The organism is Nocardiopsis kunsanensis DSM 44524, assembly GCF_000340965.1.
GTDB classification, from domain to species: Bacteria; Actinomycetota; Actinomycetes; order Streptosporangiales; family Streptosporangiaceae; genus Nocardiopsis; species Nocardiopsis kunsanensis.
This window is the reverse complement of record NZ_ANAY01000007.1, coordinates 161,775-185,253: the sequence shown is the minus strand read 5'-3', so window position 1 is coordinate 185,253 and position 23,479 is coordinate 161,775. Positions and strand designations below refer to the sequence as shown.

The following is a 23,479-nucleotide window of genomic DNA, read 5'->3' as shown; positions in this document are numbered from 1 at the left end:
CCCGCACCTCGGGTGCCGTCAGTGGACGGCACCCGCCACAATAGGAGGCATCCGACCGAGGGAGTTGCCGACATGGGGAACGAACCGACGAAGCGGTTCGAGATGACACGGCTGAGGCGAACTGCCAACGCGGCCGTCAGCGGCTTCGTCAAGTACGGCGTGGGCCCGGACGAGCTGCACCTGCTCACCACGCGCGGGCGCAGGTCGGGTTTCCTGCGCAGCGTCCCGCTCAGTGTCCTGGACAGCGAGCGCGGCCGTTTCCTGGTCTCGCCCTACGGTGAGACCGACTGGGTCCGGAACCTGCGTACCGACGGGTTCGCGACCCTGCGCCGGGGCGGCTGGATCGAACTGGTCAGCGTGCGCGAGATGGACACGCGCGAGTCGGCGCCGCTGCTGTGCGAATACCTGGACCACCCGCGCTCGGTGGTCGTGGCCCCCTGCTTCGAGGCCGCCCCCGGGGCTCCGGTGGAGGCCTTCGAGGCCGAGGCCGACCGCCACCCGGTCTTCCAGGTCGTGCGTTCCACGAGCATCCGGATCTGACCGGCGGCCCCAGGTACCTCCGCCGAGCGGGACCCGCTCAGTTACGGACCCGGAAGACGTCGTAGACACCGTCGACCCCGCGCACCGAACGCAGGACACTGCCCAGGTGCGCGGGGTCGGCCATCTCGAAGGTGAAACGGCTCTGGGCGACACGGTCGCGGCTGGTCTGCACGGTCGCCGACAGGATGTTGACGTGCTGGTCCGAGAGGACCCGGGTGATGTCGGACAGCAGCCGGGAACGGTCCAGGGCCTCCACGTGCAGGGCCACCAGGAACATGGAGTCCTCGGTGGGCGACCATTCCACCTCGACCTTGCGGGCGTCCTCCAGGGTCTGGGCGTTGACACAGTCGGCCCGGTGCACCGATACCCCGTTGCCCCGGGTCACGAAGCCGACGATGTCGTCCCCGGGGACCGGAGTACAACACTTGGACAGACGCGCCCACACGTCGGAGTCCCCCTGGACCACGACCCCGGGGTTGCCGGTACGGCTCTGCGGGGCGCGGGCGGCCTTGGAGGGCAGGGCCTGCTCGGCGATGTCCTCCTCGTGGCTGTCGATGCCGCCCATGGCGTCCACGAGTTTGGAGACCACACTCTGGGCGCTGACCTGGCGTTCGCCCACGGCCGCGTAGAGGGCCTCCACGTCCTGGTAGCGCAGGTCGTTGGCCAGGGCGATGATGGACTCGCCGCTGAACATGCGCTTGACGGGCAGCTCCTGCTTGCGCATGATCTTGGCGATCTCGTCCTTGCCCTGTTCGATCGCGGCCTCACGGCGTTCCTTGGTGAACCAGTGCCGGATCTTGTTGCGTGCGCGGGCGCTCTTGACGAAGTTGAGCCAGTCGCGGCTGGGGCCGGAGCTGGGGTCCTTGGACGTGAGGATCTCCACGGCCTCGCCGTTCTGGAGCTCGCTCTCCAGCGGGACGAGACGGCCGTTGATACGCGCACCGACGGTGCGGTGGCCGACCTCGGTGTGTACGGCGTAGGCGAAGTCGACGGCGGTGGCGCCCTGCGGCAGGGAGATGACATCCCCCTGCGGGGTGAAGACGAAGACCTCCTGCACCGACAGGTCGAAGCGCAGCGACTCCAGGAACTCGCCCGGGTCCTTGGTCTCCTGCTGCCAGTCGATGAGCTGGCGCAGCCACTGCATGTCGGTGGTGGCCTTGCCCTTGGGCGCGCCGTTCGAGCCCCGGTCCTCCTTGTACTTCCAGTGCGCGGCGATGCCGTACTCGGCCCGGCGGTGCATGGCACGGGTACGGATCTGCAGCTCCACCGGGTTGCCCGAGGGTCCGATGACCGTCGTGTGCAACGACTGGTACATGTTGAACTTGGGCATGGCGATGTAGTCCTTGAACCGCCCCGGCACGGGGTTCCACCTGGCGTGGATGGTCCCCAGGGCCGCGTAGCAGTCGCGGACACTGTCCACCAGGACCCGAACGGCGATGAGGTCGTAGATCTCGTCGAAGCCGCAGTTGCGGGCGATCATCTTCTGGTAGATCGAGTAGTAGTGCTTGGGCCGTCCGCGCACGGTGGCCTTGAGCTTGGACTCGCGCAGGTCGCCCGAGACCGCCTCGATGACCTCCTGCAGGTACACGTCGCGGCGGGGGGCGCGCTCGGAGACCATGCGGGCGATCTCGTCGAAGCGCTTGGGATAGAGGGTGGCGAAGGCCAGGTCCTCCAGCTCCCACTTGATGGTGTTCATACCCAGCCGGTGGGCCAGCGGGGCGAAGATCTCGAGGGTCTCGCGGGCCTTCTTCTCCCGTTTGGCCTTCTTCGGCAGATAGCGCAGCGTACGCATGTTGTGCAGGCGGTCGCACAGCTTGATGACGAGCACACGGATGTCGCGGGCCATGGCCACGACCATCTTGCGGACCGTCTCGGCCTGGGTGGCCTCGCCGTACTTGACCTTGTCGAGTTTGGTGACGCCGTCGACGAGTTCGGCGATCTCGTCCCCAAAGTCGGAGCGCAGCTCCTCGAGGGAGTACTCGGTGTCCTCGACGGTGTCGTGCATCAGGGCGGCGGCCAGAGTGGCCTCCTGCATGCCCAGTTCGGCGAGGATGGTGGCGACCGCCAGCGGGTGCGTGATGTAGGGGTCACCGCTCTTGCGTATCTGGTCGCGATGGTAGTGCGCGGCCACCTCGTAGGCACGCTCGATGAGCCGCACGTCCACCTTGGGGTGGGTGGCACGCACGGTCTTGATCAGTGGTTCGAGCACCGGGTTCATCGTCACTCCCCGCTGAGCGCCGAGCCGTGCGAGTTTCCGGCGGACCCGCACGGTCGAGGGTGTCGCGGCCGGCGGCGTGGACCGGGAAGTGCCGCGCTCCGTACCGGATGCACCGGAGGGCGCCGCCTGACTCGCGGCGCCCTCCGGGCTCTGCTGTTGGTCCGTGGTCGGCGCATGGGGCCTGTCGGACCGGTTCTGGTGGCCGGCGGATGCCTGCCCCTGCTGCTCCCTCGCGGATACCGCTCCGGTCGATACCACTTCGCTCGGCATGCCTACCTCCCGCGGATCCGCCCGGTCGGAGCGCGGAGGGGTGTCCCGCCGGCTCCCCCGGTGCACTTGCGTGTCATCAGGGCCAATCGCTGACGTGACCGCCACGGTGTCTCCCCACCGGTCGGGGGACCTTCGCGGTCTCCTCGAGCGGTCACCACGGTGGCTCTGAACCGACCGTCGGGGCACCGACACGGCCACGTCGGAGCGGGTGGTCGTGCTGTCGGCGCCTCGGGTGTTGGCACAGATCAACGATGACGGGGCCCGGTGCATTCCCGAGCGGGTGCCGCTCGCCGACGCGCGCCGGGTCAGACCGAGAGGAGAACGTGTGGCTCCACGTCGGGCATCTTCTCGCGCCCGCGGAGCGCTCCGAGCTCCATCAGGACGGAGAATCCAACGACCGTACCACCTGCCCTGCGCACAAGGTCCACCGCGGCCCTGCCGGTACCGCCCGTGGCGAGGACGTCGTCGACGATGAGCACACGGCTGCCCGGAGTGATCGCGTCGGAGTGGATCTCGACGGCCGCGGTGCCGTACTCGAGATCATAGGACTGCTCGATCGTCTCCGCAGGAAGTTTCCCCAACTTGCGGGCCGGCACGAAACCCGCCCCGAGTTCCAGAGCGATCGGCGCCCCGAAGATGAACCCGCGCGCCTCGAGCCCGAGGACGTGGTCCACGGCCGTGCCCCGGTAGGGGGCGGCCATCTCTTCGACGCTCGAGCGCAGTGCGCTGGCGTCGTTGAGGAGAGGGGTGATGTCCTTGAACAGGATCCCGGGCTCGGGGTAGTCCGGGATGTCCCGGATCTGTGCGAGGAGCAGCTCGGCCACGGCCGAGCCCTCGGTTCTGGTGGTGGTTTCGTGCGCCATGGACGATGGTGCCTTCTGCTGGAGAACATTGCGGCACCGGCCCCGGTCGGTCGGGGCCGGCGCGGTGGGACACGGACGCCCCCACGGCCGGTGGCCACAGGGGTTGCGGTGCCGGGGAGAAGCAGGCCCCGGAGGACGCCGGACACACTTCACCCGGCGTCTGCTCTGGGCCAGCGACCCGAGGACGTGCTAGTCCTTGGGCTTGTCGTCGTCGCCGAAGTCGGGACGGTCCTCCACCGGGGTGTCGTCCACCTGAGGGCTGTTGATCTGGGCGATGCCCGCCTTGAGCATCCGGATACGGGTGCCCGGCGCAATCTCCAGGAGCAGGTCGTCGTCGTGCACCTCCACGACGGTGCCGAACATGCCGGCCTTGGTCATGACCTCGGTGCCGGGGCCCAGGGAGCTCTGCATCTGGGTCTCCTGCTGCCGGCGCTTCTGGTTCGGCCGCCAGAACAGCAGCCAGAAGACCAGAAGGATGAGGCCGAACATGATGAAGGTGCTCATCAGACTGCCGCCTTGGGAGGCGGCGTCCGCGAGTGTGTACATGCCCTCCTGCACGGGGCGTCCTTCCTGAAGTCTGCTCTCGGCCGACGGTGGTCGGACACCGCCTCGGCCATGGTCCACCGGGCGGGACCGGAACAGTGTCCCGGTACGACGCCCAGCATCTACAACGCGCGGGGACGCGTCGGCGTTCCAACGGGTGTCGAAGAGCACCGGACGAGAGGCCGCGGGTCCGTTTCTCGCGTTCGTCCCAGACTAGGCGGCAACTGCGGTGAGCGCTCTTCGGCATCCGTTCCGAACGGCCGACGATTCGGAACCGGCATACACCCGTGTCCCTTTCATTGTGCCCGGATAAGTGACATATGTCAGCACCCGAACGCAAAGAGCGAAAAGCCTGGTTCAAGGGGTGACCGACTCGTCGGTGTCGGTGTCGGCATCGGTCCCCGCACCGAAGGCGGCGTCCGGGGGCGGGGTCCGGCCCATGTGGTCCCAAGCCATGGGCGTGGCCACCCGGCCGCGCGGGGTACGGGCCACAAAACCCGACCGGACCAGGAAGGGCTCGGCCACGGCCTCCACCGTCTCGGGCTCCTCCCCCACCGAGACCGCGAGCGTGGACAGCCCCACGGGGCCACCCCGGAACTTGGACATGAGGGAGTCCAGGACCGCGCGGTCCAGACGGTCCAGACCGGAGGCGTCCACCTCGTACAGGTCCAGGGCCGAACGGGCGGTGCCGAGGGTGAGAGTGCCGTCACCGCGTACCTCGGCGTAGTCGCGGACCCGGCGCAGGAGGCGGTTGGCGATACGCGGGGTGCCGCGCGAGCGCCGGGCGATCTCGGCAGCGGCATCGGCGTCCATGGGGGCTCCGAGCAGGCCGGCGGAACGGTGCAGGATGCGCTCGAGCTCCTCGTCGTCGTAGAAGTCCATCTGCGCGGTGAACCCGAACCGGTCACGCAGCGGGGCCGGCAGCAGGCCCGCCCTGGTGGTCGCACCCACCAGGGTGAACGGAGCGATGTCGAGCGGGATCGCGGTGGCGCCGGGTCCCTTGCCGACCATGACGTCGACACGGAAGTCCTCCATGGCGACGTAGAGCATCTCCTCGGCGGGTCGGGCCATGCGGTGGATCTCGTCCAGGAAGAGCACCTCCCCCTCCTGGAGGGTGGACAGCACCGCAGCGAGGTCGCCGGAGCGTTCGATGGCCGGCCCGGAGCTGATGCGCAGCGGGGAACCGAGCTCGGAGGCGATGATCATGGCCAGCGTGGTCTTGCCGAGCCCGGGTGGGCCGGACATGAGCACGTGGTCCGGGGCGCTACCGCGGCGCTGGGCGCTGTGCAGGACCAGGGAGAGCTGCTCGCGCACCCGTTCCTGCCCGACGAAGTCGCCGAGCACGCGGGGCCGCAGGGCCCGCTCGGCCTGTTGCTCGTCCGAGCCGGCCTCGGGTGAGACCGCCTCCCGCTCGTAGGCGCCCGGGTCGGGCTCGTGCATGGGGTCCTTCCTCCTGGTTCCGGGGGCTACGGGCTCAGGCGCGGCTCAGCTTGCGCAGGGCGCTGCGCAGCAGGACGGTCACGTCGGTGGTCTCCTCGGCCTCGGCCGCCACCGCGGTGGCGGCCTGCTCGGCGTCCTTGGCCGACCAGCCCAGGTTGATCAGGCCGGAGACGACCTGTCCGCGCCAGGCACCGTCGGGTGTGGGGCTCTCCGGCGCCTCGGTCCCGGGCAGAGCGCCGTCGGTGGCCACAGGGGCCTCCAACTTGCCGCGGAGCTCCAGGACGATGCGCTGGGCCCCCTTCTTGCCGATGCCGGGCACCCGGGTCAGAGCAGCGGTGTCCTCGGTCGCCACGGCCTGGCGCAGCCCGTCGGGGGTGTGCGCGGCGAGCATGGACAGGGCCAGGCGCGGCCCCACACCCGAGGCGGTCTGGAGCTGCTCGAACATGTGGCGTTCGTCGTCGTCGCAGAACCCGAAGAGGGTCATGGAGTCCTCGCGGACCACGAGGCTGGTGGAGACGGTGCCCTCCTCCCCCACACGGAGTGCGGACAGGGCTGCGGGGGTGCACTGGACGGACATACCGACCCCGCCGACGTCGATGACGGCGCTGCCCGCGCCACGGGCGGCCACCCGGCCGGTGAGGAACGCGATCATCTGGTGCAGGGCGCCGTGGAGGCGCCCGTCTCCTTCCTGGGAGCGGGGGTCAGCTGCGCCGCGCGCGGCGGGCCAGTTCGACCTTGCGCGCGAAGTCCTGTTGTGCCTGGGCGACCCGGGCCTTGGCCCCGCCCCGCCAGATGTGGCAGATGGCCAGGGCGACCGCGTCGGCGGCGTCGGCGGGCCTGGGCGGTGTGTCGAGTCCGAGGATACGCGCGACCATGGTGCCCATCTGTTTCTTGTCCGCACGCCCGTTCCCGGTGATGGCGGCCTTGGCCTCGCTGGGGGTGTGCAGTACCACGGGAAGGCCCCGGCGGGCGGCGCAGACCAGCGCGATGCCGCTGGCCTGGGCAGTTCCCATGACCGTGCTGAGGTTGTGCTGGGCGAAGACGCGCTCGACGGCCACGGCATCGGGTCGGTGTTCGTCGATCCAGGCGTCGATACCGCGTTCGATCGCGACGAGGCGCTCGGGCAGTTCCGTTTCGGGACCGGTACGGACGGCGTCGGCACCGAGCAGTTTCAGGGAGCGGCCGATGGAGCCCTCCACGGCACCGACACCGCACCGTGTCAGTCCGGGGTCGATCCCCACCACACGCACACGCCCCACCTCTCTCGAACGCCAGTTCGCAGACCACCCTAGCCCGGGCTCACTGTCGACGGGGCCACCCTAGCGACCGGCACGGACATCCGTCGGGCACACGCCGCTCGGTGCGGGAGGCCGGGGCCGCGTGTCGGGGCCCCGGCCGGGGCCGGTGCGCGTCAGCATGGGGCCATGAGCTCACTCGACGACCGGGAGATCCGGGACTTCCTCCTGCACGGCACACGCACCGCCAAGGTCGCCTACACCTCCTCCGGAGGCCACCCTCTGGTGGCTCCGATCTGGTTCGTCCTCGACGGGGACGACCTGGTCTTCAACACGGGCGTGCGCACCGCCAAGGGGCGCTCCTTGGCGCGTGATCCCCGAGTGGCGCTGAGCGTGGACCTGGAGGAGCCCCCGTTCGCGTTCGTCCAGGTCCAGGGGGAGGCGCAGCTGTCGGAGGAGCCGTCGGAACTGCTGCGCACGGCCACGGCCATCGCGGCACGGTACATGGGCAGCGAGCGTGCCGAGGAGTTCGGCCGGCGCAACGGCGCGCCCGGGGCGATGGTCGTGCGGGTCCGTCCGACCAAGGTCATCGCCGAGATGGACATGATCGCCTGATCCCACCGCGGAGCCCGGGCAGCACGGAGCCCGCCGGTGGTCCCTCGCGGACACACCGTCGGGCTCGCTGTGTTGCCGGCCGGGTGTTCCTACATTCCGCCGCGGCTGCGGATGGCGGTGAGGTCCTCACTGATGCGGAAGAGCACGATGAGCACCTCCATGACGATGCGCGAGAAGAGCACGCCCATGGCGCCACTGATCAGCGTCAGGATCAGCATGAAGAACCCGAGGAACCCGGCTTCATCGCCCATCGCGAGGAAGGAACCGATCACACCGGTCAGGGTTCCGAAGCCGATGGCCACCAGCCACAGGATCCACACGACCGGGATCACTCGGCTGGTGACGAAGCTCTTGAAGGAGAAATCGAAGAGCGAGCCGAAGAAACCGGGACGGGTGCCGGAGGCGGACTGGTGCGGGGCCATCCCGCCGGGACCGGCGGTGGGGCCCTGCTGGTACCCCTGGGCACCGTAACCGCCGCTGTAGTACGGCTGCTGGGGCTGCTGACCGTAGTACTGGGACGGGTCGTAGGGCTGCTCGGGGGGATTGCTCATGGTCCGGTCCTCGTCGTTCGTCAGGGTAGGGGCTCCACACGGGGGCATCGCATGTGGACGGATCACCCCTCATCGTACCGACCGCGTGTGCACCGTCGGTGACCTACCCGTCGACAGCACAGGACGGTGCCCCTCGGGCCGTCCGGGCCGCCGCCGTCCGGAACACCGCCGTCCGCATCACTGCTCGGCCAGGACCTCGGCCGGGAAGTCGGCGTTGGTGAAGACGTTCTGCACGTCGTCGGCGTCCTCGAGGGCGTCGACGACCCGCAGGACCTTCTCGGCCGTCTCGGCATCGAGGGGGACCTCGACGCTCGGGACCCAGTTGGTGTCGGCGGAGTCGTACTCGATGCCGGCCTCCTGTACAGCGGTGCGCACGTCGACCAGGTCACCGGGCTCGGAGACGACCTCGAAGTACTCCCCCCGGTCACGGATCTCCTCGCCGCCGGCTTCCACCACGGCAAGGGTCACGTCGTCCTCGGTGGTCTTCTCCTTGGGGACGATGACGACGCCCTTGCGGGCGAACAGGTAGGAGACCGAGCCGGCATCGCCCATGTTGCCGCCGTTGCGGTTCACGGCCGTGCGGACGTCGGAGGCGGCGCGGTTGCGGTTGTCCGTGAGGCACTCGACGAGCATCGCGACACCGCCGGGGGCGTAACCCTCGTACAGGATGGTCTGCCACTCGGCTCCGCCGGCTTCCTCACCCGATCCCCGCTTGCGGGCACGCTCGATGTTGTCGGCCGGCACCGAGTTCTTGCGCGCCTTCTGCATGGCGTCGTAGAGCGTCGGGTTGCCGTCCGGGTCCCCGCCGCCGGTCCGGGCCGACACCTCGATGTTCTTGACCAGTTTGGCGAAGAGCTTGCCGCGTTTGGCGTCGATGACGGCTTTTTTGTGCTTGGTGGTGGCCCACTTGGAGTGGCCGGCCATGGATGTCCTTTCGCGATGTCGACGAAGAGGCGGTGCACGCGCGCGTCGCCGGTGGGTACGGGGTGGCAGGACGTCGCCCTCGGGGCGTCCTGCTGTCACAGACGATCCTACCGGGCCCTGCCACGGTGATGAGGCGGTCGAGCACAGCGGCACCTGGGCCCCCCGGGCAACGCGGCCGGCCGGGAGGATCATTCCGGCTCGGGTGCCGGGAACCGGTACCCCGGTGCCCCCGGGCAGCGGCTCGGACCGACCGTGGCCGAGGGCCGGAGCGCCCCGGACCGGCGGTCCGCCCCTCACACCGGCGGTGCGGGGCCCGGGGCCGCTGTCCTCACCAGCCGCGACCGGCGTAACGCTCGGTCTCGGGCAGCTCCTCGACGTTGATCCCGACCATCGCATCGCCCAGGCCGCGGGAGACACGGGCGATGACGGCGGGGTCCTCGTAGTTGCGTGTGGCCTGCACGATGGCGTCGGCGCGCTTGGCGGGGTCACCGGACTTGAAGATGCCCGACCCGACGAAGACACTCTCCGCGCCGAGCCTGCGCATGAGCGCGGCGTCGGCCGGGGTGGCCACTCCTCCGGCGGAGAACAGGGGCACGGGCAGTCGGCCGGTGCGGGCGACCTCGGCGACCAGGTGGTGCGGGGCACGCAGCTCCTTGGCGGCCCCGAAGAGCTCGGCCGCGTCGAGGGTGCCCAGGCGCCTGATGTCGGAGCTGATGGCGCGCATGTGCCGGGTGGCCTCCACGACGTTGCCGGTACCGGCCTCGCCCTTGGAGCGGATCATGGCAGCGCCCTCGGCGATGCGGCGCAGGGCCTCTCCGAGGTTGGTGGCCCCGCAGACGAAGGGCACGGTGAAGGCCCACTTGTCGATGTGGTTGACCTCGTCGGCGGGGGTGAGGACCTCGGACTCGTCGACGAAGTCGACACCGAGGGACTCCAGGACCTGGGCCTCGACGAAATGGCCGATGCGGGCCTTGGCCATGACCGGGACGGAGACCGCCGAGACGATGCCGTCGATCATGTCGGGGTCGGACATCCTGACGACACCGCCGTCCTTGCGGATGTCGGCGGGCACGCGCTCGAGGGCCATCACGGCCACTGCCCCGGCGTCCTCAGCGATACGGGCCTGCTCAGGGGTGACCACGTCCATGATGACGCCGTTCCTGAGCTGCTCCGCCATGCCCCGCCCGGCGCTCCGGGTGTCGGGGGCGTCTCCGGTCGTGTTGGTTGCGTTCTCGGCCACGGTCATGGGATCCCGTCTCTTCGTCGACAGTGGGCCCGGGCAAACACACGGGTCCACCTCGTGGCCCGGTCCCGGGTCTACCAGCGGTCCACACTAGTCACCCGTTCTGCCACCGTTGTCGTCCGGTTCGGCATTTCTGCCAGTAACACCCTTCTCCGGGTGCGGTGCCGGCCGGTACCGGAGACCGTCGGGGCGGGGCGGGTGGTCGTCCATATCGAAGAATTCAGGCAGGGTCGCGTGCCCCGCCAGGTACAGACCGCGCACCAGCCGCGAACGCCGGGCCCGACGTGTCTCGGCGACGGCGTCGTTGTGGAAGGTGCGGGCCATGTGCACCCCCTTGGCCGCCTCGGTGATCTCCTCGACCGAGGAAACGGCCTGTACGGGCAGGTCGGAGCGTTCCAGCTCCGTACGCACCACGTGCGACAGACGGCTCTCCAGGAACTCGCGTTCGTCCGGGGACGCCCGTCGCGCTGCGGTGGCGGCCCCGGCCAGGTCCCGGGAGGCCTGCCGGTCGAGCACGTCGGCGGCCACCAGGGCGAACACGGCCGCGCCGCGCCGCAGCAGCGCGGCGTCCAAGGCGGCCCAGGAGGTCTCGACCCGGTGGTGGAGCCGGTCCAAGCGGGTGATCCGCCAGGAGAGATAGAAACCGGTGAGTACCAGGGCGAGCGTCAGCACGGCCACCAGGGCCAGGAGTGCGGTGTCCCCGCTCAGAAACGCTCACCCCGTCCCCCGGCGCGCCCGTAGGGGCCGCGCCGTCCTCGTCCGGCACCGGCCCGGCCCCGGCGGGGGGTACCGGGCCTGGGGCCCGCACCGCGCCGGAGCAGTGCGGCCGGGCTCGGACCGGAGGCGACACGGACCCTGTCCCGGCCCTCCGGTCCCTCGCCGTGCAGCACGGTCTCGTACACCCGCACCACGTCGGCGGCCACGGTGCCCCAGTCGTAGGGCAGGGCCGCCTCTCGGGCGGCCTCGGCCAGACGTGCTCGGCGCTCGGGGGCGGCCAGCAGGTCGGCGGCCCGTCGGGCGAGGTCGGCCGCGTCGCCCGTCGCGAACAGCTGTCCGGCACGCCCGCCGTCGAGCACGGCCTCGAACGCGGGGATGTCACTGGCGGCGATCGTGGCCCCCGCCGCCATCGCCTCGGTCAGGACCATGCCGAAGCTCTCCCCGCCCAGGTTCGGGGCGCAGAAGAGGTCCGCGGAGTGGAAGGCGCGCACACGGTCGGTCTCGTCCAACCGCCCCAGACACACGACCTTCTCGCGCAGGTGTTCGGGGACCGCTTCCAGTGCGGGCCCGGGATCGCCGGGTCCCGCGACCAGCACCCGGAGCCCGGGGTGGTCGGGGGCCAGGAGGGTGAAGGCCTCCATGAGGGTGGCCAGACCCTTGCGGGGCTCGTCGACCCGGCCGAGGAAACCCAGGGCACCGCCCGGCCCGGGCCACCCCGGGAGCGGCTCGGCCTCGGCGAAGGCGGCCGTGTCCACCCCGTTGGGGATGAGCACGGCATCACCGCCGATGTGTTCGACCAGTGTGCGGCGGGCCGCCTGGGAGACGGCGATGCGCCCGTGGATCTTCTCCATGGCCGAGCGCAGTGCGCCCGAACCGGCCGCCATCGCCCGTGAACGCGGGTTGGCGGTGTGGAAGGTGGCCACCATGGGCCCTTCGGCGGCCCAACAGGCCAGCAACGAGGTACTGGGCGCGGAGGGTTCGTGGATGTGCAGGAGGTCGAAATCGCCGGTGGCGATCCAGCGCCGTACCCTCCGTACGGTGCGCGGTCCGAAACTGAGCCGGGCCACCGACCCGTTGTAGGGAACCGGAACGGGACGGCCGGCCGGCACCAGGTACTCGGGAAGGTCGGCGCCGGGGTCGCCGACGGGGGCGAGCACGGACACGTGGTGGCCCGTGGCGGCCAGTGCCCGCGCCAGGTCGCCCACGTGCTGCTGGACCCCTCCGGGCACGTCCCAGGCGTAGGGGCAGACCAGACCGATCCGCAGACTCACCCGGACCGCCCTGCGTGCTCGCGGCCCCGGTCGGGTGCGAGGGCCCGGAGCATCGCCCTGTTCTCCCGCTCGCGGCGGCGGGCCCGGTCCTCGTCGTGGTCTGCGCTGAAAACGGTCTGCAGCATGTGCCAGTCCTCGGGGTGTTCGGCGATGGCCCCCTCGAAGACCCTGGCCAGCGCCTGAGTGGTGCCGTGGATGCGGTGGGTACGGGAGAGGCCGGGTGCGACGGGGATCTCCTCGTGCACGCGGATGTTCCAGTACGGTCCGTCGTACCAGAGGGATACCGGCATGAGCGCGGCACCGGTGTTGAGTGCCAGCGCCGCAGGACCGGAGGGCATACGTGCCTTCTCCCCGAAGAAGTCGACCTCGACCCCGGTGCCGTTGATGTCGCGGTCGGCGAGCAGGCACACGAGCCCGCCCTCGCGCAGGCGCCGGGCGAGGGTGCCCACGGTGGCCGACCCTCCGGTCAACGGCAGCACCTCCATGCCCAGGGACTCCCGGTAGGCGGTGAAGCGTTGGAAGAGCGACTCGGGGTTCAGCCGCTGGGCCACGGTGGTCAGCGGGGTGCCCTGCATGGTGATCCAGGCGCCGGCGTGGTCCCAGTTGCCCATGTGCGGCAGGGCCGCGACGACCCCGCGGCCGGAACGTACGTGCTCCTGCAGCGCGTCGACGCCGGTGGCGCGGGTGTGTGAGAGGACGTACTCGCGCCCCATCGCGGGCAGGCGGAACATCTCGTAGAAGTAGCGCATGTAGGAGCGCATCCCGGCCTTGGACAGCGCCCGCAGTTGGGCATCGGTTCCTGCGGGCCCGAGCAGGCGGCGCAGGTTGCGTTCGAGTCCGCGGGTGCCCCCGTCACGGGCACACCACGACCGGTCGGCCAGCCTGCGGAACAGCGCCCGCCCCGCCCGGTCGGGCGAGCGGCGCAGCATCGCCCACCCCGCGGCGTAGGCCAGATCGGCCGTACGTTCGTCCACCTCGTGCTCCCCGTCCTCGGCGTGTGTTCAGGCCTCTCGGGCGGTGTCGCCCTGGGTTCCGTGCCCCTCGCCGTTGCGGGCCTCCAGGCGCGTACGGGTCTCCACGAGCCGCTGCAGGATCGTCAGCAGGCTCATACCGGCCAGGAGCCAGAGTCCGCCGGCGAGCACGTAGGGCACACCCAGACCGCCGAGGCCGACGGACAGCAGGGCCACGACCAGGCGTTCGGTCCGTTCGGCCACACCCACGTCGCAGTTGACGCCCAGCCCCTCGGCCCGCGCCTTGAGATAGGAGACCATGAAGCCGCTGATGAGGCAGAAGAGGGTGAGCCCGGCGAGCAGGGGTTCGTCCCCGTCGGCGACGAACCACCACATGAGCCCGGCGAAGAGCGCTGCATCGGCGATGCGGTCCACGCTGGAGTCGAGGAAGGCACCGAACTCGCTGGCGCTGCCCTTGGCCCGTGCGACGGCTCCGTCGAGCATGTCGAAGAGCGCGAAGACGGTGATGACCACCGTTCCGGCGTAGAGGTGGCCGCGGGGGTAGAAGTACAGGGCGCTCACGATGACACCCGTGGCGCCGATGATGGTGACGATGTTCGGCGTGAGGCCGATGCGGGCCAGACTCCGGCCGAGCGGAGCGGTGACCCGGGAGACCATGGGGCGAAGGATTCTCAGCATGTCTTCTTGCGATCGTAGGGTGGAAACGGTCCCTGGGTGGGGAACCGGGCCCGGCGGGGGTGGCGCGGGCGTGGTCTGGCCTACCGCGGCGGCCAGTGCTCGGCCAGTTTCTCCCTCGTCTGCCGCAGCATCTCGGGCAGGACCTTGGTGTGCCCGATGACGGGCATGAAGTTGGTGTCCCCGCCCCAGCGGGGCACGATGTGCTGGTGCAGATGCGCGGCGATGCCCGCTCCGGCCACCGTACCGAGGTTCATACCGACGTTGAAGCCGTGCGGACCGTAGGCCTCGGTGAGGGCACGGATGCCGTCCTGGGTGAGCTGGGCGAGTTCGGCGGTCTCCTCGCCGGTCAACGAGGTGTACTCCGAGACGTGGCGGTAGGGGCACACGAGCAGGTGCCCGCTGTTGTAGGGGTAGAGGTTGAGCACCGCGTAGGTGTGCTCCCCCCGGGCGACGAGGAGTCCCTCGGGGTCGCTGAGTCCGGGGGCGCGGCAGAACGGGCAGTCCTGACCGGCATCGGGACCGGTCGGCCTGCCCTCGCCCTTGATGTAGGCCATGCGGTGGGGGGTCCACAAGCGTTCCCAGCCGTCGGGGCTGCCGGTTCCGACCCCGGGCGGTTGTTGCTGTGCCTCTTCGGGGTCGTTGTCACCGCGCATGGTGGATCCGTCTCTGGTCGGCCGTTCCGGTCAGTTGCTCTGCGATCCAGCATAGGAGTGTACCGGCGCTGACGGCACCGGACGGGCGCGTGGCACACGGTCCGTCCGGTACCGCTCTCACAGTTCCAGGAGCGTGCGCAGGTGGCGCGGCGGTGGTGAGCCGTGGGCGAGCATGAGGTCGTGGAGCTCGCGTTCGGACAGCTCGGGGCGGGCCTCGGCGAGGTCGCGCGCGATGGCCGCCATCTCGGTGTGGCCGACGTAGTAGGTGGACAACTGGGCGCTGGTGAGCTGGGCACGGCGCCACTTGCCCACGGCTTCGCCCTCCTCCTGGTGGCCGCGCTCGGTCAACAGGGTCAGCGCCTCGTCCTCGGTGATGTCGCCGGTGTGCACCCGCACGTCGAGGATCGCGTTGAGGATCATGCGCAGGCGGGTCTTGAGCCGGACCAGGCGCAGGGCCAGGTCCTGGCGGCGGCCCTGTTCGTCATCGGTCCCGCTCCAGCCGTGCCGGGCCATGGCATCCTCCGCGTGGACCGCCCACCCCTCGACGAAGGTGCCGCTCATGAAGAGTTTGCCGACACGGGTGGGGCCCTCGTGGCGGGCGGCGTGGGCCAATTGCAGCGCGTGGCCGGGCATGCCCTCGTGGACCATGAGGTTGCGCAGCATGGCGCCGTTGTACTCGCGCAGGAAGGAGTTCCGTCGTTCCTCGGACCATTCCTCGGGCGGCGGGGAGACGGCGATGAAGGTCGGCAGCTCGTTCGCGTTCGGGTCCAGGGGTCCGGGCGGCCGGCAGTAGGCGACGGCTACGCCGCGGCGCGATTCGGGCATGGGCACGACACGGACGGGGTCCTCGTACACGGTGGCGATGCCGCTCTCACGGGTGCGCCGGTACAGGTGTTCCAGGGCCTGCTCCCCGGTGGTGCGCAGATCCTGGCCGGTGACGGGGTGGTCGTCGGCCAGGGCCGCCAGGACCCCGGCGACCTGTCCGGGCCTGCGCGGCTGCCCCTCGTACTCGGCGGCGGCGTCGGCCATGGCCTCCTCGGTGGCCAGCAGATCGCTCTCGGCCCGCACGAGCAGGGCTTCGGGCGAGAGTTCGGAGTCGAGGGCGTACCAGAGCTGGGCAGCGAAGTCGCGGGCTCCCAGCCGGGGGTCGGCGGTGGCGAACTCCAGCTCGGTGCGCAGCCACGACTCATGCTCCTCCAGGGCGTCCAGGGCCTTGCGTGCGGCCTCCTCCAGGGGAGGGCCGGCCTCGGGGTCGCGTCCGGCCAGAGCGGGCACGTCATGGGTGAGCAGGTGACGGTCCCCTGCCAGCTGCCCCAGAGCGGTCTCCACGTGCACACGCGGCATCCCCGGCCCTTCCGACAGGCGGGTGCGTGCGGTGGCCAGGTGCTCGGGCAGGGCGGAACAGCGGGAGGTGAGGGCGGACAGGCGTTCGGGCAGCGGCAGGACCTCACGCTCGACCAGGGGCAGCAGGGCCTCGCCCGGGGCGTACACGAGGGGGTCCCACGTGTGGGGCCGTAGTTCGGTGGTGTGCCACAGATCCGCGCTGATCTTGGTGCGCAGGACCTCCAGATCGACCAGGTCGCGCGGGGGGATCAGGTCGGGGTCGATCTCGTCGAGGGAACCGAGGGCGTCGGTGAGCATCGCGGTGCGCTGCACGTCGGCCTCGGCGGAGTGGTCGGTCAGACGGTGGGCGCCGCGGGTGTCGCCCTCGTCGAGCGCCCATTCGGGCGAAGCTTCGAGAAGGGCGTCGACCACTCTTTCGGCGACCTCACGAAAGCGCAGGGTCATGGCTCGTGCATCGTCTGGGGAAGGGCTCATACCACCCATGATGCCAGGGTGGTGAGTCCGGTTCCGGGCATGCGGAAACCGGGCCGCCTCCCTCTCGGGACCCGGCCCGGTCCCCGTGTCGGCACGCTCCGAGGAGACCGTCCCCGGTCAGCGCCAGGAGCTCTGGCCGCCGGTGGAGGTGGGCTGCCCTGCAGCCCCCTCGGGGTCCCCGATGCTGATGGCGTGCTCGACGAGAGTGATGAGCGTCGATTTGGTCGAGCCCTTGTCCCGGGCGTCGACCTGGACGATGGGGATCTCGGGGCTGAGCGTGAGCGCGTCCCGGACCTCGTCGGCCGCATGGGGGTAGTAGCCGTCGAAACCGTTGATCGCCACGATGAAGGGCAGACGCGCCTCTTCGAAGTAGTCGATCGCGGGGAAGCAGTCGGCGAGACGGCGGGTGTCGACCAGGACGACGGCGCCGATGGCGCCCTTGACCAGGTCGTCCCACATGAACCAGAACCGGTGCTGGCCGGGGGTGCCGAACAGGTACAGGATCAGGTCCGAGTCGAGAGAGACTCGGCCGAAGTCCATGGCGACGGTCGTGGTCTGCTTGTCCGGTGTCTTCTGCAGATCGTCCACACCGACACTGGCGCTGGTCATGACCGCTTCGGTGGTCAGCGGCACGATCTCGGAGACGGAGCCAACGAATGTCGTTTTCCCGACACCGAAGCCCCCGGCGACGACGATCTTGACCGACGTCATCGCGTTCCCCCCAGCACCGCCTTCCTCGGCTGGGCTAGAGCTTGCGAAGTCCACTGAGCACCCTTTCAAGCAGGTTGGTGTTGGGACGGGCGTCGTTGTTGAGCGAGGTCCTGACCTGGACCAGTCCCTGCTCGGACATGTCCGCCACAAGCACCCGTGCAACACCGAGCGGCATACGCAGCAACGCGGAGATCTCCGCGATGGAGCGCCACTCGCTGCACAGGTCGCTGATCGCCTGCCACTCGGGCGTCAGCGTCCCAGACTCGTTGCGGGCTGTCGCGGTCGCCGAGATCAGCGCCTCCAGCGGAAGCTGCGACTTCGGCTTGGTACGGCCCTTGGTGACCGCGTAGGGGCGTACCAGCGAACTGGGGGAACCGGCCTGCGCGGAACTTTGATCGTACTGTTGTTGGATTGGTCGAGGAACATCTCCGCCGCTCGGGCCAGACGGCGTTCCCCCGCCAGTGGGGGGGTTGCCCGGCTGTTGCCCGAACCACGAGGCGCTCCCGGCATCTCTACTGTGAGGTGCCACCACTTCCTCCTGTCGGTGGTGGATCAGTGGATTCCCGAGGTGCGCGCCGTTGGTGTCAGCGCCCGCCCCGCCCGCTCGACGAGCAGGGTCATCTCGTACGCGACCAGACCCAGGTCGCTCTCCGCGGCCGCGAGGACCGCGAGAGTGGAACCGTCACTGATGGCCATGATGAGCATCAGCCCACGTTCCATCTCGACGACGGTCTGGGCCACCGCTCCACCTTCGAACACCCGGGCCGCCCCTTGTGTGAGGCTGGACAGGCCGGAGGCGATAGCCGCCAGCTGGTCCGCCCGGTCGGCCGGGAACCCCGCAGAGGACGCCAGCGGAAGGCCGTCAGAGGAGACGACGATCGCGTGGGCGACATCCGGGACCCGATCGGCAAAGTCAGTGATCAACCAGTTGAGCTCGTTGACCTGTCGACTCATCTGATCTCCTGTCCAAGTTCGCCGGCTGGTCTCTTCGGCACTGCTACCGCCGGCACGGCATGTGACAGCACTGCCCCTGCGAACAGCCCGGCCCCTCCCTCGCGGGGACCGGGAGTCTGGTGTCCGGTTCTCGTAGAGCGACGGGTGTCACGCATCCGAGAAACTCGGTAGATGCTATTGCATCCGGCTTCCGGGAGTGCGGGGGACCCCGGCCCACCTGTTGACACGAACGTCACTCTTGCGGCCCCTCGTCGATCCGGTTACGGCCTTCCCGAACCCCGCGTTGGAACCCGGAGAAGCGGCTACGGACCCGGTCTGCGCTACGTGTGGGCACTTGCCGGACGTTCTCCGGTTTCGGAGCGGTCCCCGGCACCAGGTTTGCCTTAGGAACGCGTTTTGGCAAGCCCGAGGTCGTGAGCCCGCCCGCGAGAGGCTCGGCCGCGGTACGCGCTGCCTGCCATCCGCGGTCGGCCGCGGAGTTCCACTCCTGTTCCGATTCCGGACCGGCCTGTGTTGTTTCAGGGGCAGGGGGACTCTCGGGAAGCTTCTCCTCGGCGACGGGGTCGACCTGGGGCATCGGCCCGGTCTCGGTCGCGTCCACGGTCGGTCCGCCGGTACGGCGCTTGAACCAGTTGGACTCGATGGCGTCGAAGATCGGCAGCGAGTCGTCGACCCCCTGCCCGCCCGGGCTGGGCGGCACGACGGTGCTGTCGGCGCTCTGGGCCCCTCCGTAGCGGCGGGAGAGGTAGGCGGTGGAGCCGTAACCGTCGCGGGCGCTCTGGTCGGCCTGCGGGGCCTCCTGGGGCGGCTGCTGGTACTGCGGTGTCTGCTGCTCGGGGGTCTCCCGGCCGGAGACGGCCGGGAACCCCTCGGTGGAGGGCTCGGGCCTCTGGTGGGACCCGGTGTCCCGGTGGTCCGGTCCGGAGCGGCTCGGACCGCCGAACGCGTCGTAGGTGTCACCGTCGGAGCCGAACGCGCCGGCCTCCTCGACCCGGCGGAACGTGCCGGAGTCCACGGGGTTGTCGTGTCCTCCGCCGCCGTGGCCGCGGCGCTTGGGCGGATCGAACAGACTGCCCCCGGCGCTCTCCTGCCGGCTGTCGTCCTCCTCGACACCGTAGTCGTAGGGGTCGACGATGCTCTGGTCCTGCTGCGGGTCCACGGCGCTGGTGGCACCGCTGCCGCGTGTGGTCTCCCAGGTGGGCTGTTCGGGTTCCTCCGGGGCGTTGCCGCCGGTGTTCCACAGGTCCTGGCCGCTGGGCGGGTGCTCGTCGGCACGGTTGCTGCCGGGGTTGCGCTTGGGCAGACCACTGAAGTCGCCCGAGCTCTCACCGCCATCCTGGGCCTGCCAGGGGTCGGGCTCCTCCGCGGCCGGGGTGGCGGCGAAGGCCGCCTCCGCCTCGGCGAAGGTGTCCGGGGCGCCCGCGGTGAGTTCCGGACGTGCGCCGCCGTCACCGAGGGCGTTCTGGCCGTCGACCGGGGTGATGAGCAGGTCCGGCGGGAACAGGATGCCGGCGGTGGTTCCGCCGCCGTGCGCCTCGCTGAGTTCGAGCCGGATGCCGTGGCGGTGGGCCAGGCGCGAGACCACGAACAGGCCCATGCGGCGCGAGACCGCGACGTCGATGACCGGCGGAGCGGCCAGACGGGCGTTGACCGCAGCGAGTTCGTCGGCCGCCATGCCGATACCGCTGTCGGTGACGTCGACGCGGACGGCGCCGCTGTCGAGGGTCTTGGCGTTGACCAGGACCTCAGTGTCGTGCGGGGAGAAGGCCGTGGCGTTCTCCACCAGCTCGGCGACGAGGTGGATGACGTCGTTGACCGGGCGGCCCAGCACCGAGATGTGGGAGGGGGCACGCACGTTGACGCGGTCGTACTGCTCGACCTCGGAGATGGCGCCCCGCAGGACGTCGACCAGCGGTACGGGCTGTGCCCACTTGCGGGTGTTGTCCTGGCCGGACAGAACGAGGAGGTTCTCGTTGTTACGGCGCATACGCGTGGCCAGGTGGTCGAGCTGGAACAGGTCCGAGAGGCGGTCGGAGTCCTGCTCGGACTGCTCCAGGCCGTCGATGAGCCGCAGTTGGCGCTCGACCAGGGTCTGGCTCCGGCGCGAGAGGTTGACGAACATCGCGTTGACGTTGCTGCGCAGGGCCGCTTCGTCGGAGGCCAGTGTCAGGGCCACCCGGTGGACGTCGTCGAAGGCGCGGGCGACCTCGCCGATCTCGTCCTGGCTGTGGACCTCGATGGGGTCGACCTTGACCGGGGCGTCGGGCGAGGTACCGCCCTCCTGCATCCGGGTGATGGAGTCGGGCAGGTCGCGTTCGGCGACGCGGCGGGCACCGTCCTCCAGGGTGCGCAGCGGGCGCACCAGGGAGCGCACCACCAGGGAGGTGAGCAGGAAGACTGCCAGGAGCAGGGCCGCGACCACGACGGTGTCGAGGAGGGCTCGGCCCATGGCGGCATCGCGCAGGTTCTCGGAGTCGGCGGCCACGCCCTCGGCAACCTCCTCCTCGACCGACTGGAGGCGGTCCAGGGCAGTGTTGGCGGTCTCCTGGTAGTCCTCGGGACCGTCGTTGGCGGTCACACCGGTCAGGTCGTCCCCGCGCTCGGCGCGGTACATCACACGCATGCGCATGGTGGAGACCTGGCTGACCTCGAGGCCGGTGAAGTTCTCGTCGAAGACCGTGCGCTGGTCCGTCGAGGCGGCCTGGGTGAAGTTGGCGATCTCGCTCTCGTACCGGGCGCGGCTGGAGTCGATGGCCTCGGAGATACCGCCGCTCATCGAGTTGCGCGCCAGGGAGTGCGCCATGAGCGCGGACTCGTAGGAGAGCTGGTCGCGCGCGTTGGACAGCGCTGTCAGCGCACGCACGCTCTCGCGCAGGTCGGTGTCCTCCGTCTCGTCGGCGATGGTCTGGTTGAAGTCGGCCATCGCACGCGTGATGGTGCGGTACTTGGTCACGACGGGCAGCACGGTGATACGCGTGCTGTCGACCTCGGTGCGTAGCGAGTCCAGGCTCTCGAGCTGGTTCTGCATCGCTTGGAGGCGGTTCTGGGCGAGTTCGCCGTCGGCCTCGCCCATCTCGTCCAACCTGGCGTTCAGGGTGTTGAGGAGGTCGCGGGAGTTGTCACGCTCCTCCTCCATGGCCTGGCGCATATCGGACGAGCGCTCGTCCGGGTCGGCGTCGTCGGAGATGTAGACGGCGCTGACGCTGCGCTCCAGCCCGAGCTGGTTGGCCAACTGCACGGTGAGGACACCGATCTCGGCCCGGTCCACGATGTGGGCGTGGGTCACAGTGGCGACCGCACCCTCATAGACCCGCAACCCGCCTAACACCAGGGCGACCGCGGTGGGGATGACGATGAGGGCCACCAAGCGCGAGCGAACCCGCCAGTTACTCGGCCGCCACCATTGGGTCGGACGCTGCGGGGCATCGGCAGTTTCGGCCTGCGCTGCCTCGCTCTTCGCGCCGGCCCCGTTCTTCGTCGCTCGTGTCGACACGGACCCTCGCAACCTTTCGTGTCACCGCTTGAGCGCGGTTGTGGAACACCGGGAGCTACCTACCGCTCGGGCCGATACCGGCTCAGAGGCATCGGTTCGGCCACGTGGCCCACCAGACCGGAAAGCGGTGTGGAATGTGGGGAGATGTGAAGACTGTCCACCGGACTCGCCTGGGGGAGATGAGCATCGCACCGTTTACGGACATCGGCGCTCATGCGGTGCACAGCGTACCAATGCGGGAGAAGGCCTCGCTTCGGCCGTTCTGTGGCCTCCGGACGCGCCCTCGCTCGCCACGAAGCGCTCATCATGCCCTGCTTGACGACATTATGACCAGTTTTCCTGGTCAGGATACATGTCCGAAAAGAACCTTGCGCATAGGTAACTTTTTGGACACACCGAGTACCTCCCTTGAGCACACCCGCCGACATGACATCGTGACAAGACGTATACGCAGCCCCGATCTGGGAGCAAAGATGCGTCCGTCACTATGTCCACTTCTGGCTACGGAAAGTGAAAAACGCGCTTCTCACAGTGGCATTTTCGGTCTGTTCGTGTCCCCCGCAGGGTGCGCCTTTTCGGTCACAGTTGTGGCCCCTTTCGTCATGGCCGCGGCCCTGCTCCTCTCCCCCGCTCCCCCTGCTCCGGCCGCCGGGGCGACCGCCGCTCCCCCGGACGGAGGGACCGGCACCGAGGCGGGCGCCGGGTCCGACCTCGCCGAGGTACGCGTGGAACTGGCCGAACTGAACACGCAGCTCGATGAGTCCCGCGAGGAGGCAGCCGGACTCATCGAGGAGTACATGGTCGAACAGGAGCAGTTGGAGGAGGCCACCGAACGCCGCGAGAGCGCCGAGAGCCGGGCCGGGTCGGCCGCCGAGAACTTCGAACGGACCCGCCTGTTCGCCGCGCGCCAGGCAGCGGCCGCCTACAAGGGCAGCGACCTGAGCGCCGTACACGCGTGGACCGGCCCCCGTGGCCCGGCCGAGGTACTCGAGCGCGGCTCCTACCTGAACCTTCTCGGCGGGCACCGTTCCGACGAGCTGGACCGGTCCGAGGCCGCCCAGGAGGTCTCCCGGACCCTGGCATCGGCCGCCGCGAGCGCCGAGACCGCCCAGGAGAAAGCGGCCGAGGAGGCCGACAGCGCCCGCACACGCGCTGAGAAGGCCGTCCGGGAACAGGAGGAGCGCGCTCAGGAGCTCAGGGCCGAACAGACCCGGTTGGAGCGGCACCTGGCGGAGGGACGCGATCCCGGGGCCGACGACCGGGCCCGCGAGAACGCTCTGGACGAGGCCCGCTCCGCGCAGAGACCCGGGGACGGCGGAACGCTCTCAACCGTTCACAGCGACGGACACGGGTGCGAGTCGGCCGGGGCCGCGGATCTCGACAACGGCCGGTTCCCCGACGCGGCCCTGTGCCCGCTGCCCCAGGCCGGCGAGAAACTGCGCGCCGACGCCGCCGTGGCCTTCATGGAACTCGATGCCGGCTTCCACGCCGAGTTCGGCCGTCCCATGTGTGTCACCGACTCCTACCGCCCGTACCACGAGCAGGTCCGCCTGTTCCAGGAAATGAACCCGGGCATGGCCGCCGAACCAGGCACCAGCCGGCACGGGCTCGGGGTGGCGGTGGACCTGTGCGGGGGCGTCGAACAGATCGGGACCGCCGAGCACGAGTGGATGCTCGACAACGCCCCCGGCCACGGCTGGGGCAACCCCGAGTGGGCCCGCGGCGGGTTCGAGCCCTGGCACTGGGAGTACGAGGGGTGAGACCGGCCGTT

22 protein-coding genes are annotated in these 23,479 nt (G+C 70.0%); 3 read left to right on the top strand and 19 right to left on the bottom strand.

The features are described from left to right. Window positions 1-72: 72 nt before the first annotated feature. Window positions 73-540 (top strand): nitroreductase/quinone reductase family protein, encoded by a 468-nt coding sequence (locus tag D456_RS0106740; RefSeq protein ID WP_017575403.1) that lies wholly within the window; start codon window positions 73-75, stop codon window positions 538-540. A gap of 37 nt (window positions 541-577) precedes the next feature. Here the strand turns inward: D456_RS0106740 and D456_RS0106735 are convergent, their stop codons facing one another. The 6 genes from D456_RS0106735 to ruvC form a co-directional block, all read right to left on the bottom strand. Continuing rightward, window positions 578-2,758, bottom strand: a complete 2,181-nt coding sequence (locus tag D456_RS0106735; RefSeq protein ID WP_017575402.1) for a RelA/SpoT family protein — start codon at window positions 2,756-2,758, stop codon at window positions 578-580. A gap of 575 nt (window positions 2,759-3,333) precedes the next feature. After that, a complete protein-coding gene (locus D456_RS0106730; RefSeq protein WP_017575401.1) occupies window positions 3,334-3,891 on the bottom strand; it encodes an adenine phosphoribosyltransferase in 558 nt (185 codons plus the stop codon). Between the two features lie 189 nt (window positions 3,892-4,080). Then, the gene (yajC, locus tag D456_RS0106725) at window positions 4,081-4,437 is read right to left on the bottom strand and encodes a preprotein translocase subunit YajC (RefSeq protein WP_040698877.1); all 357 of its coding nucleotides are present in this window, start codon (window positions 4,435-4,437) and stop codon (window positions 4,081-4,083) included. Window positions 4,438-4,791: 354 nt separating this feature from the next. Then, complete coding sequence (ruvB, locus tag D456_RS0106720) at window positions 4,792-5,874, bottom strand: Holliday junction branch migration DNA helicase RuvB (RefSeq protein ID WP_017575399.1); 1,083 nt, start codon at window positions 5,872-5,874, stop codon at window positions 4,792-4,794. Window positions 5,875-5,908: 34 nt separating this feature from the next. Continuing rightward, on the bottom strand, window positions 5,909-6,526 hold the full coding sequence (gene ruvA, locus D456_RS0106715; RefSeq protein ID WP_017575398.1) for a Holliday junction branch migration protein RuvA: 618 nt from the start codon (window positions 6,524-6,526) through the stop codon (window positions 5,909-5,911). A gap of 49 nt (window positions 6,527-6,575) precedes the next feature. Then, window positions 6,576-7,124 (bottom strand): crossover junction endodeoxyribonuclease RuvC, encoded by a 549-nt coding sequence (ruvC, locus tag D456_RS0106710; RefSeq protein ID WP_017575397.1) that lies wholly within the window; start codon window positions 7,122-7,124, stop codon window positions 6,576-6,578. 174 nt (window positions 7,125-7,298) lie between these two features. Here ruvC and D456_RS0106705 point away from each other — a divergent pair, with 174 nt between their 5' ends. Continuing rightward, entirely contained in the window at window positions 7,299-7,724 is a 426-nt protein-coding gene (locus D456_RS0106705; RefSeq protein WP_017575396.1) for a PPOX class F420-dependent oxidoreductase, read from the top strand. Window positions 7,725-7,813: 89 nt separating this feature from the next. Here the strand turns inward: D456_RS0106705 and D456_RS0106700 are convergent, their stop codons facing one another. The 13 genes from D456_RS0106700 to D456_RS0106640 form a co-directional block, all read right to left on the bottom strand. Further along, window positions 7,814-8,275 (bottom strand): DUF4282 domain-containing protein, encoded by a 462-nt coding sequence (locus D456_RS0106700; RefSeq protein WP_017575395.1) that lies wholly within the window; start codon window positions 8,273-8,275, stop codon window positions 7,814-7,816. 177 nt (window positions 8,276-8,452) lie between these two features. Then, window positions 8,453-9,199: a YebC/PmpR family DNA-binding transcriptional regulator gene (locus D456_RS0106695; protein ID WP_017575394.1), complete on the bottom strand. Its 747-nt coding sequence runs from the start codon at window positions 9,197-9,199 to the stop codon at window positions 8,453-8,455. A 328-nt stretch (window positions 9,200-9,527) separates the two neighbouring features. Further along, on the bottom strand, window positions 9,528-10,439 hold the full coding sequence (gene pdxS, locus D456_RS0106690; protein WP_026115637.1) for a pyridoxal 5'-phosphate synthase lyase subunit PdxS: 912 nt from the start codon (window positions 10,437-10,439) through the stop codon (window positions 9,528-9,530). 93 nt (window positions 10,440-10,532) lie between these two features. Beyond that, window positions 10,533-11,120: a hypothetical protein gene (locus D456_RS23760; protein ID WP_017575392.1), complete on the bottom strand. Its 588-nt coding sequence runs from the start codon at window positions 11,118-11,120 to the stop codon at window positions 10,533-10,535. A 26-nt stretch (window positions 11,121-11,146) separates the two neighbouring features. Then, window positions 11,147-12,430, bottom strand: coding sequence for a glycosyltransferase family 4 protein (locus D456_RS0106680; protein WP_017575391.1), 1,284 nt, complete (start codon window positions 12,428-12,430; stop codon window positions 11,147-11,149). Beyond that, window positions 12,427-13,404: a phosphatidylinositol mannoside acyltransferase gene (locus D456_RS0106675; RefSeq protein WP_017575390.1), complete on the bottom strand. Its 978-nt coding sequence runs from the start codon at window positions 13,402-13,404 to the stop codon at window positions 12,427-12,429. Before D456_RS0106675 ends, D456_RS0106680 begins: the two co-directional genes overlap by 4 nt. Window positions 13,405-13,431: 27 nt before the next feature. Continuing rightward, entirely contained in the window at window positions 13,432-14,058 is a 627-nt protein-coding gene (gene pgsA, locus D456_RS0106670; protein ID WP_017575389.1) for a phosphatidylinositol phosphate synthase, read from the bottom strand. Window positions 14,059-14,159: 101 nt separating this feature from the next. Beyond that, window positions 14,160-14,732 carry an HIT family protein gene (locus D456_RS0106665; RefSeq protein WP_017575388.1) on the bottom strand — a complete coding sequence of 191 codons (573 nt, stop codon included), beginning with the start codon at window positions 14,730-14,732 and terminating at the stop codon, window positions 14,160-14,162. Between the two features lie 117 nt (window positions 14,733-14,849). Further along, a complete protein-coding gene (locus D456_RS0106660; RefSeq protein ID WP_017575387.1) occupies window positions 14,850-16,520 on the bottom strand; it encodes a DUF885 domain-containing protein in 1,671 nt (556 codons plus the stop codon). A 147-nt stretch (window positions 16,521-16,667) separates the two neighbouring features. Beyond that, on the bottom strand, window positions 16,668-17,261 hold the full coding sequence (locus D456_RS0106655) for a GTP-binding protein (protein WP_017575386.1): 594 nt from the start codon (window positions 17,259-17,261) through the stop codon (window positions 16,668-16,670). 34 nt (window positions 17,262-17,295) lie between these two features. Beyond that, entirely contained in the window at window positions 17,296-17,793 is a 498-nt protein-coding gene (locus D456_RS0106650; RefSeq protein WP_230479832.1) for a DUF742 domain-containing protein, read from the bottom strand. A 20-nt stretch (window positions 17,794-17,813) separates the two neighbouring features. Then, window positions 17,814-18,215 carry a roadblock/LC7 domain-containing protein gene (locus D456_RS0106645; RefSeq protein WP_017575383.1) on the bottom strand — a complete coding sequence of 134 codons (402 nt, stop codon included), beginning with the start codon at window positions 18,213-18,215 and terminating at the stop codon, window positions 17,814-17,816. A gap of 232 nt (window positions 18,216-18,447) precedes the next feature. After that, the gene (locus D456_RS0106640) at window positions 18,448-21,582 is read right to left on the bottom strand and encodes a sensor histidine kinase (RefSeq protein WP_017575382.1); all 3,135 of its coding nucleotides are present in this window, start codon (window positions 21,580-21,582) and stop codon (window positions 18,448-18,450) included. Window positions 21,583-22,295: 713 nt separating this feature from the next. On the opposite strand from D456_RS0106640, the gene D456_RS0106635 reads away from it, so the two are divergent. Next, on the top strand, window positions 22,296-23,468 hold the full coding sequence (locus D456_RS0106635; RefSeq protein WP_017575381.1) for a M15 family metallopeptidase: 1,173 nt from the start codon (window positions 22,296-22,298) through the stop codon (window positions 23,466-23,468). Window positions 23,469-23,479 lie beyond the last annotated feature (11 nt).

Coding starts and splice junctions, on each gene's coding strand:
- D456_RS0106740 (WP_017575403.1), top strand. CDS start 73: ATGGGGAACGAACCGACGAAGCGGTTCGAGATGACACGGCTGAGGCGA.
- D456_RS0106735 (WP_017575402.1), bottom strand. CDS start 2,758: ATGAACCCGGTGCTCGAACCACTGATCAAGACCGTGCGTGCCACCCAC.
- D456_RS0106730 (WP_017575401.1), bottom strand. CDS start 3,891: ATGGCGCACGAAACCACCACCAGAACCGAGGGCTCGGCCGTGGCCGAG.
- yajC (WP_040698877.1), bottom strand. CDS start 4,437: ATGTACACACTCGCGGACGCCGCCTCCCAAGGCGGCAGTCTGATGAGC.
- ruvB (WP_017575399.1), bottom strand. CDS start 5,874: ATGCACGAGCCCGACCCGGGCGCCTACGAGCGGGAGGCGGTCTCACCC.
- ruvA (WP_017575398.1), bottom strand. CDS start 6,526: ATGATCGCGTTCCTCACCGGCCGGGTGGCCGCCCGTGGCGCGGGCAGC.
- D456_RS0106705 (WP_017575396.1), top strand. CDS start 7,299: ATGAGCTCACTCGACGACCGGGAGATCCGGGACTTCCTCCTGCACGGC.
- D456_RS0106700 (WP_017575395.1), bottom strand. CDS start 8,275: ATGAGCAATCCCCCCGAGCAGCCCTACGACCCGTCCCAGTACTACGGT.
- D456_RS0106695 (WP_017575394.1), bottom strand. CDS start 9,199: ATGGCCGGCCACTCCAAGTGGGCCACCACCAAGCACAAAAAAGCCGTC.
- pgsA (WP_017575389.1), bottom strand. CDS start 14,058: ATGGTCTCCCGGGTCACCGCTCCGCTCGGCCGGAGTCTGGCCCGCATC.
- D456_RS0106665 (WP_017575388.1), bottom strand. CDS start 14,732: ATGCGCGGTGACAACGACCCCGAAGAGGCACAGCAACAACCGCCCGGG.
- D456_RS0106660 (WP_017575387.1), bottom strand. CDS start 16,520: ATGACCCTGCGCTTTCGTGAGGTCGCCGAAAGAGTGGTCGACGCCCTT.
- D456_RS0106655 (WP_017575386.1), bottom strand. CDS start 17,261: ATGACGTCGGTCAAGATCGTCGTCGCCGGGGGCTTCGGTGTCGGGAAA.
- D456_RS0106645 (WP_017575383.1), bottom strand. CDS start 18,215: ATGAGTCGACAGGTCAACGAGCTCAACTGGTTGATCACTGACTTTGCC.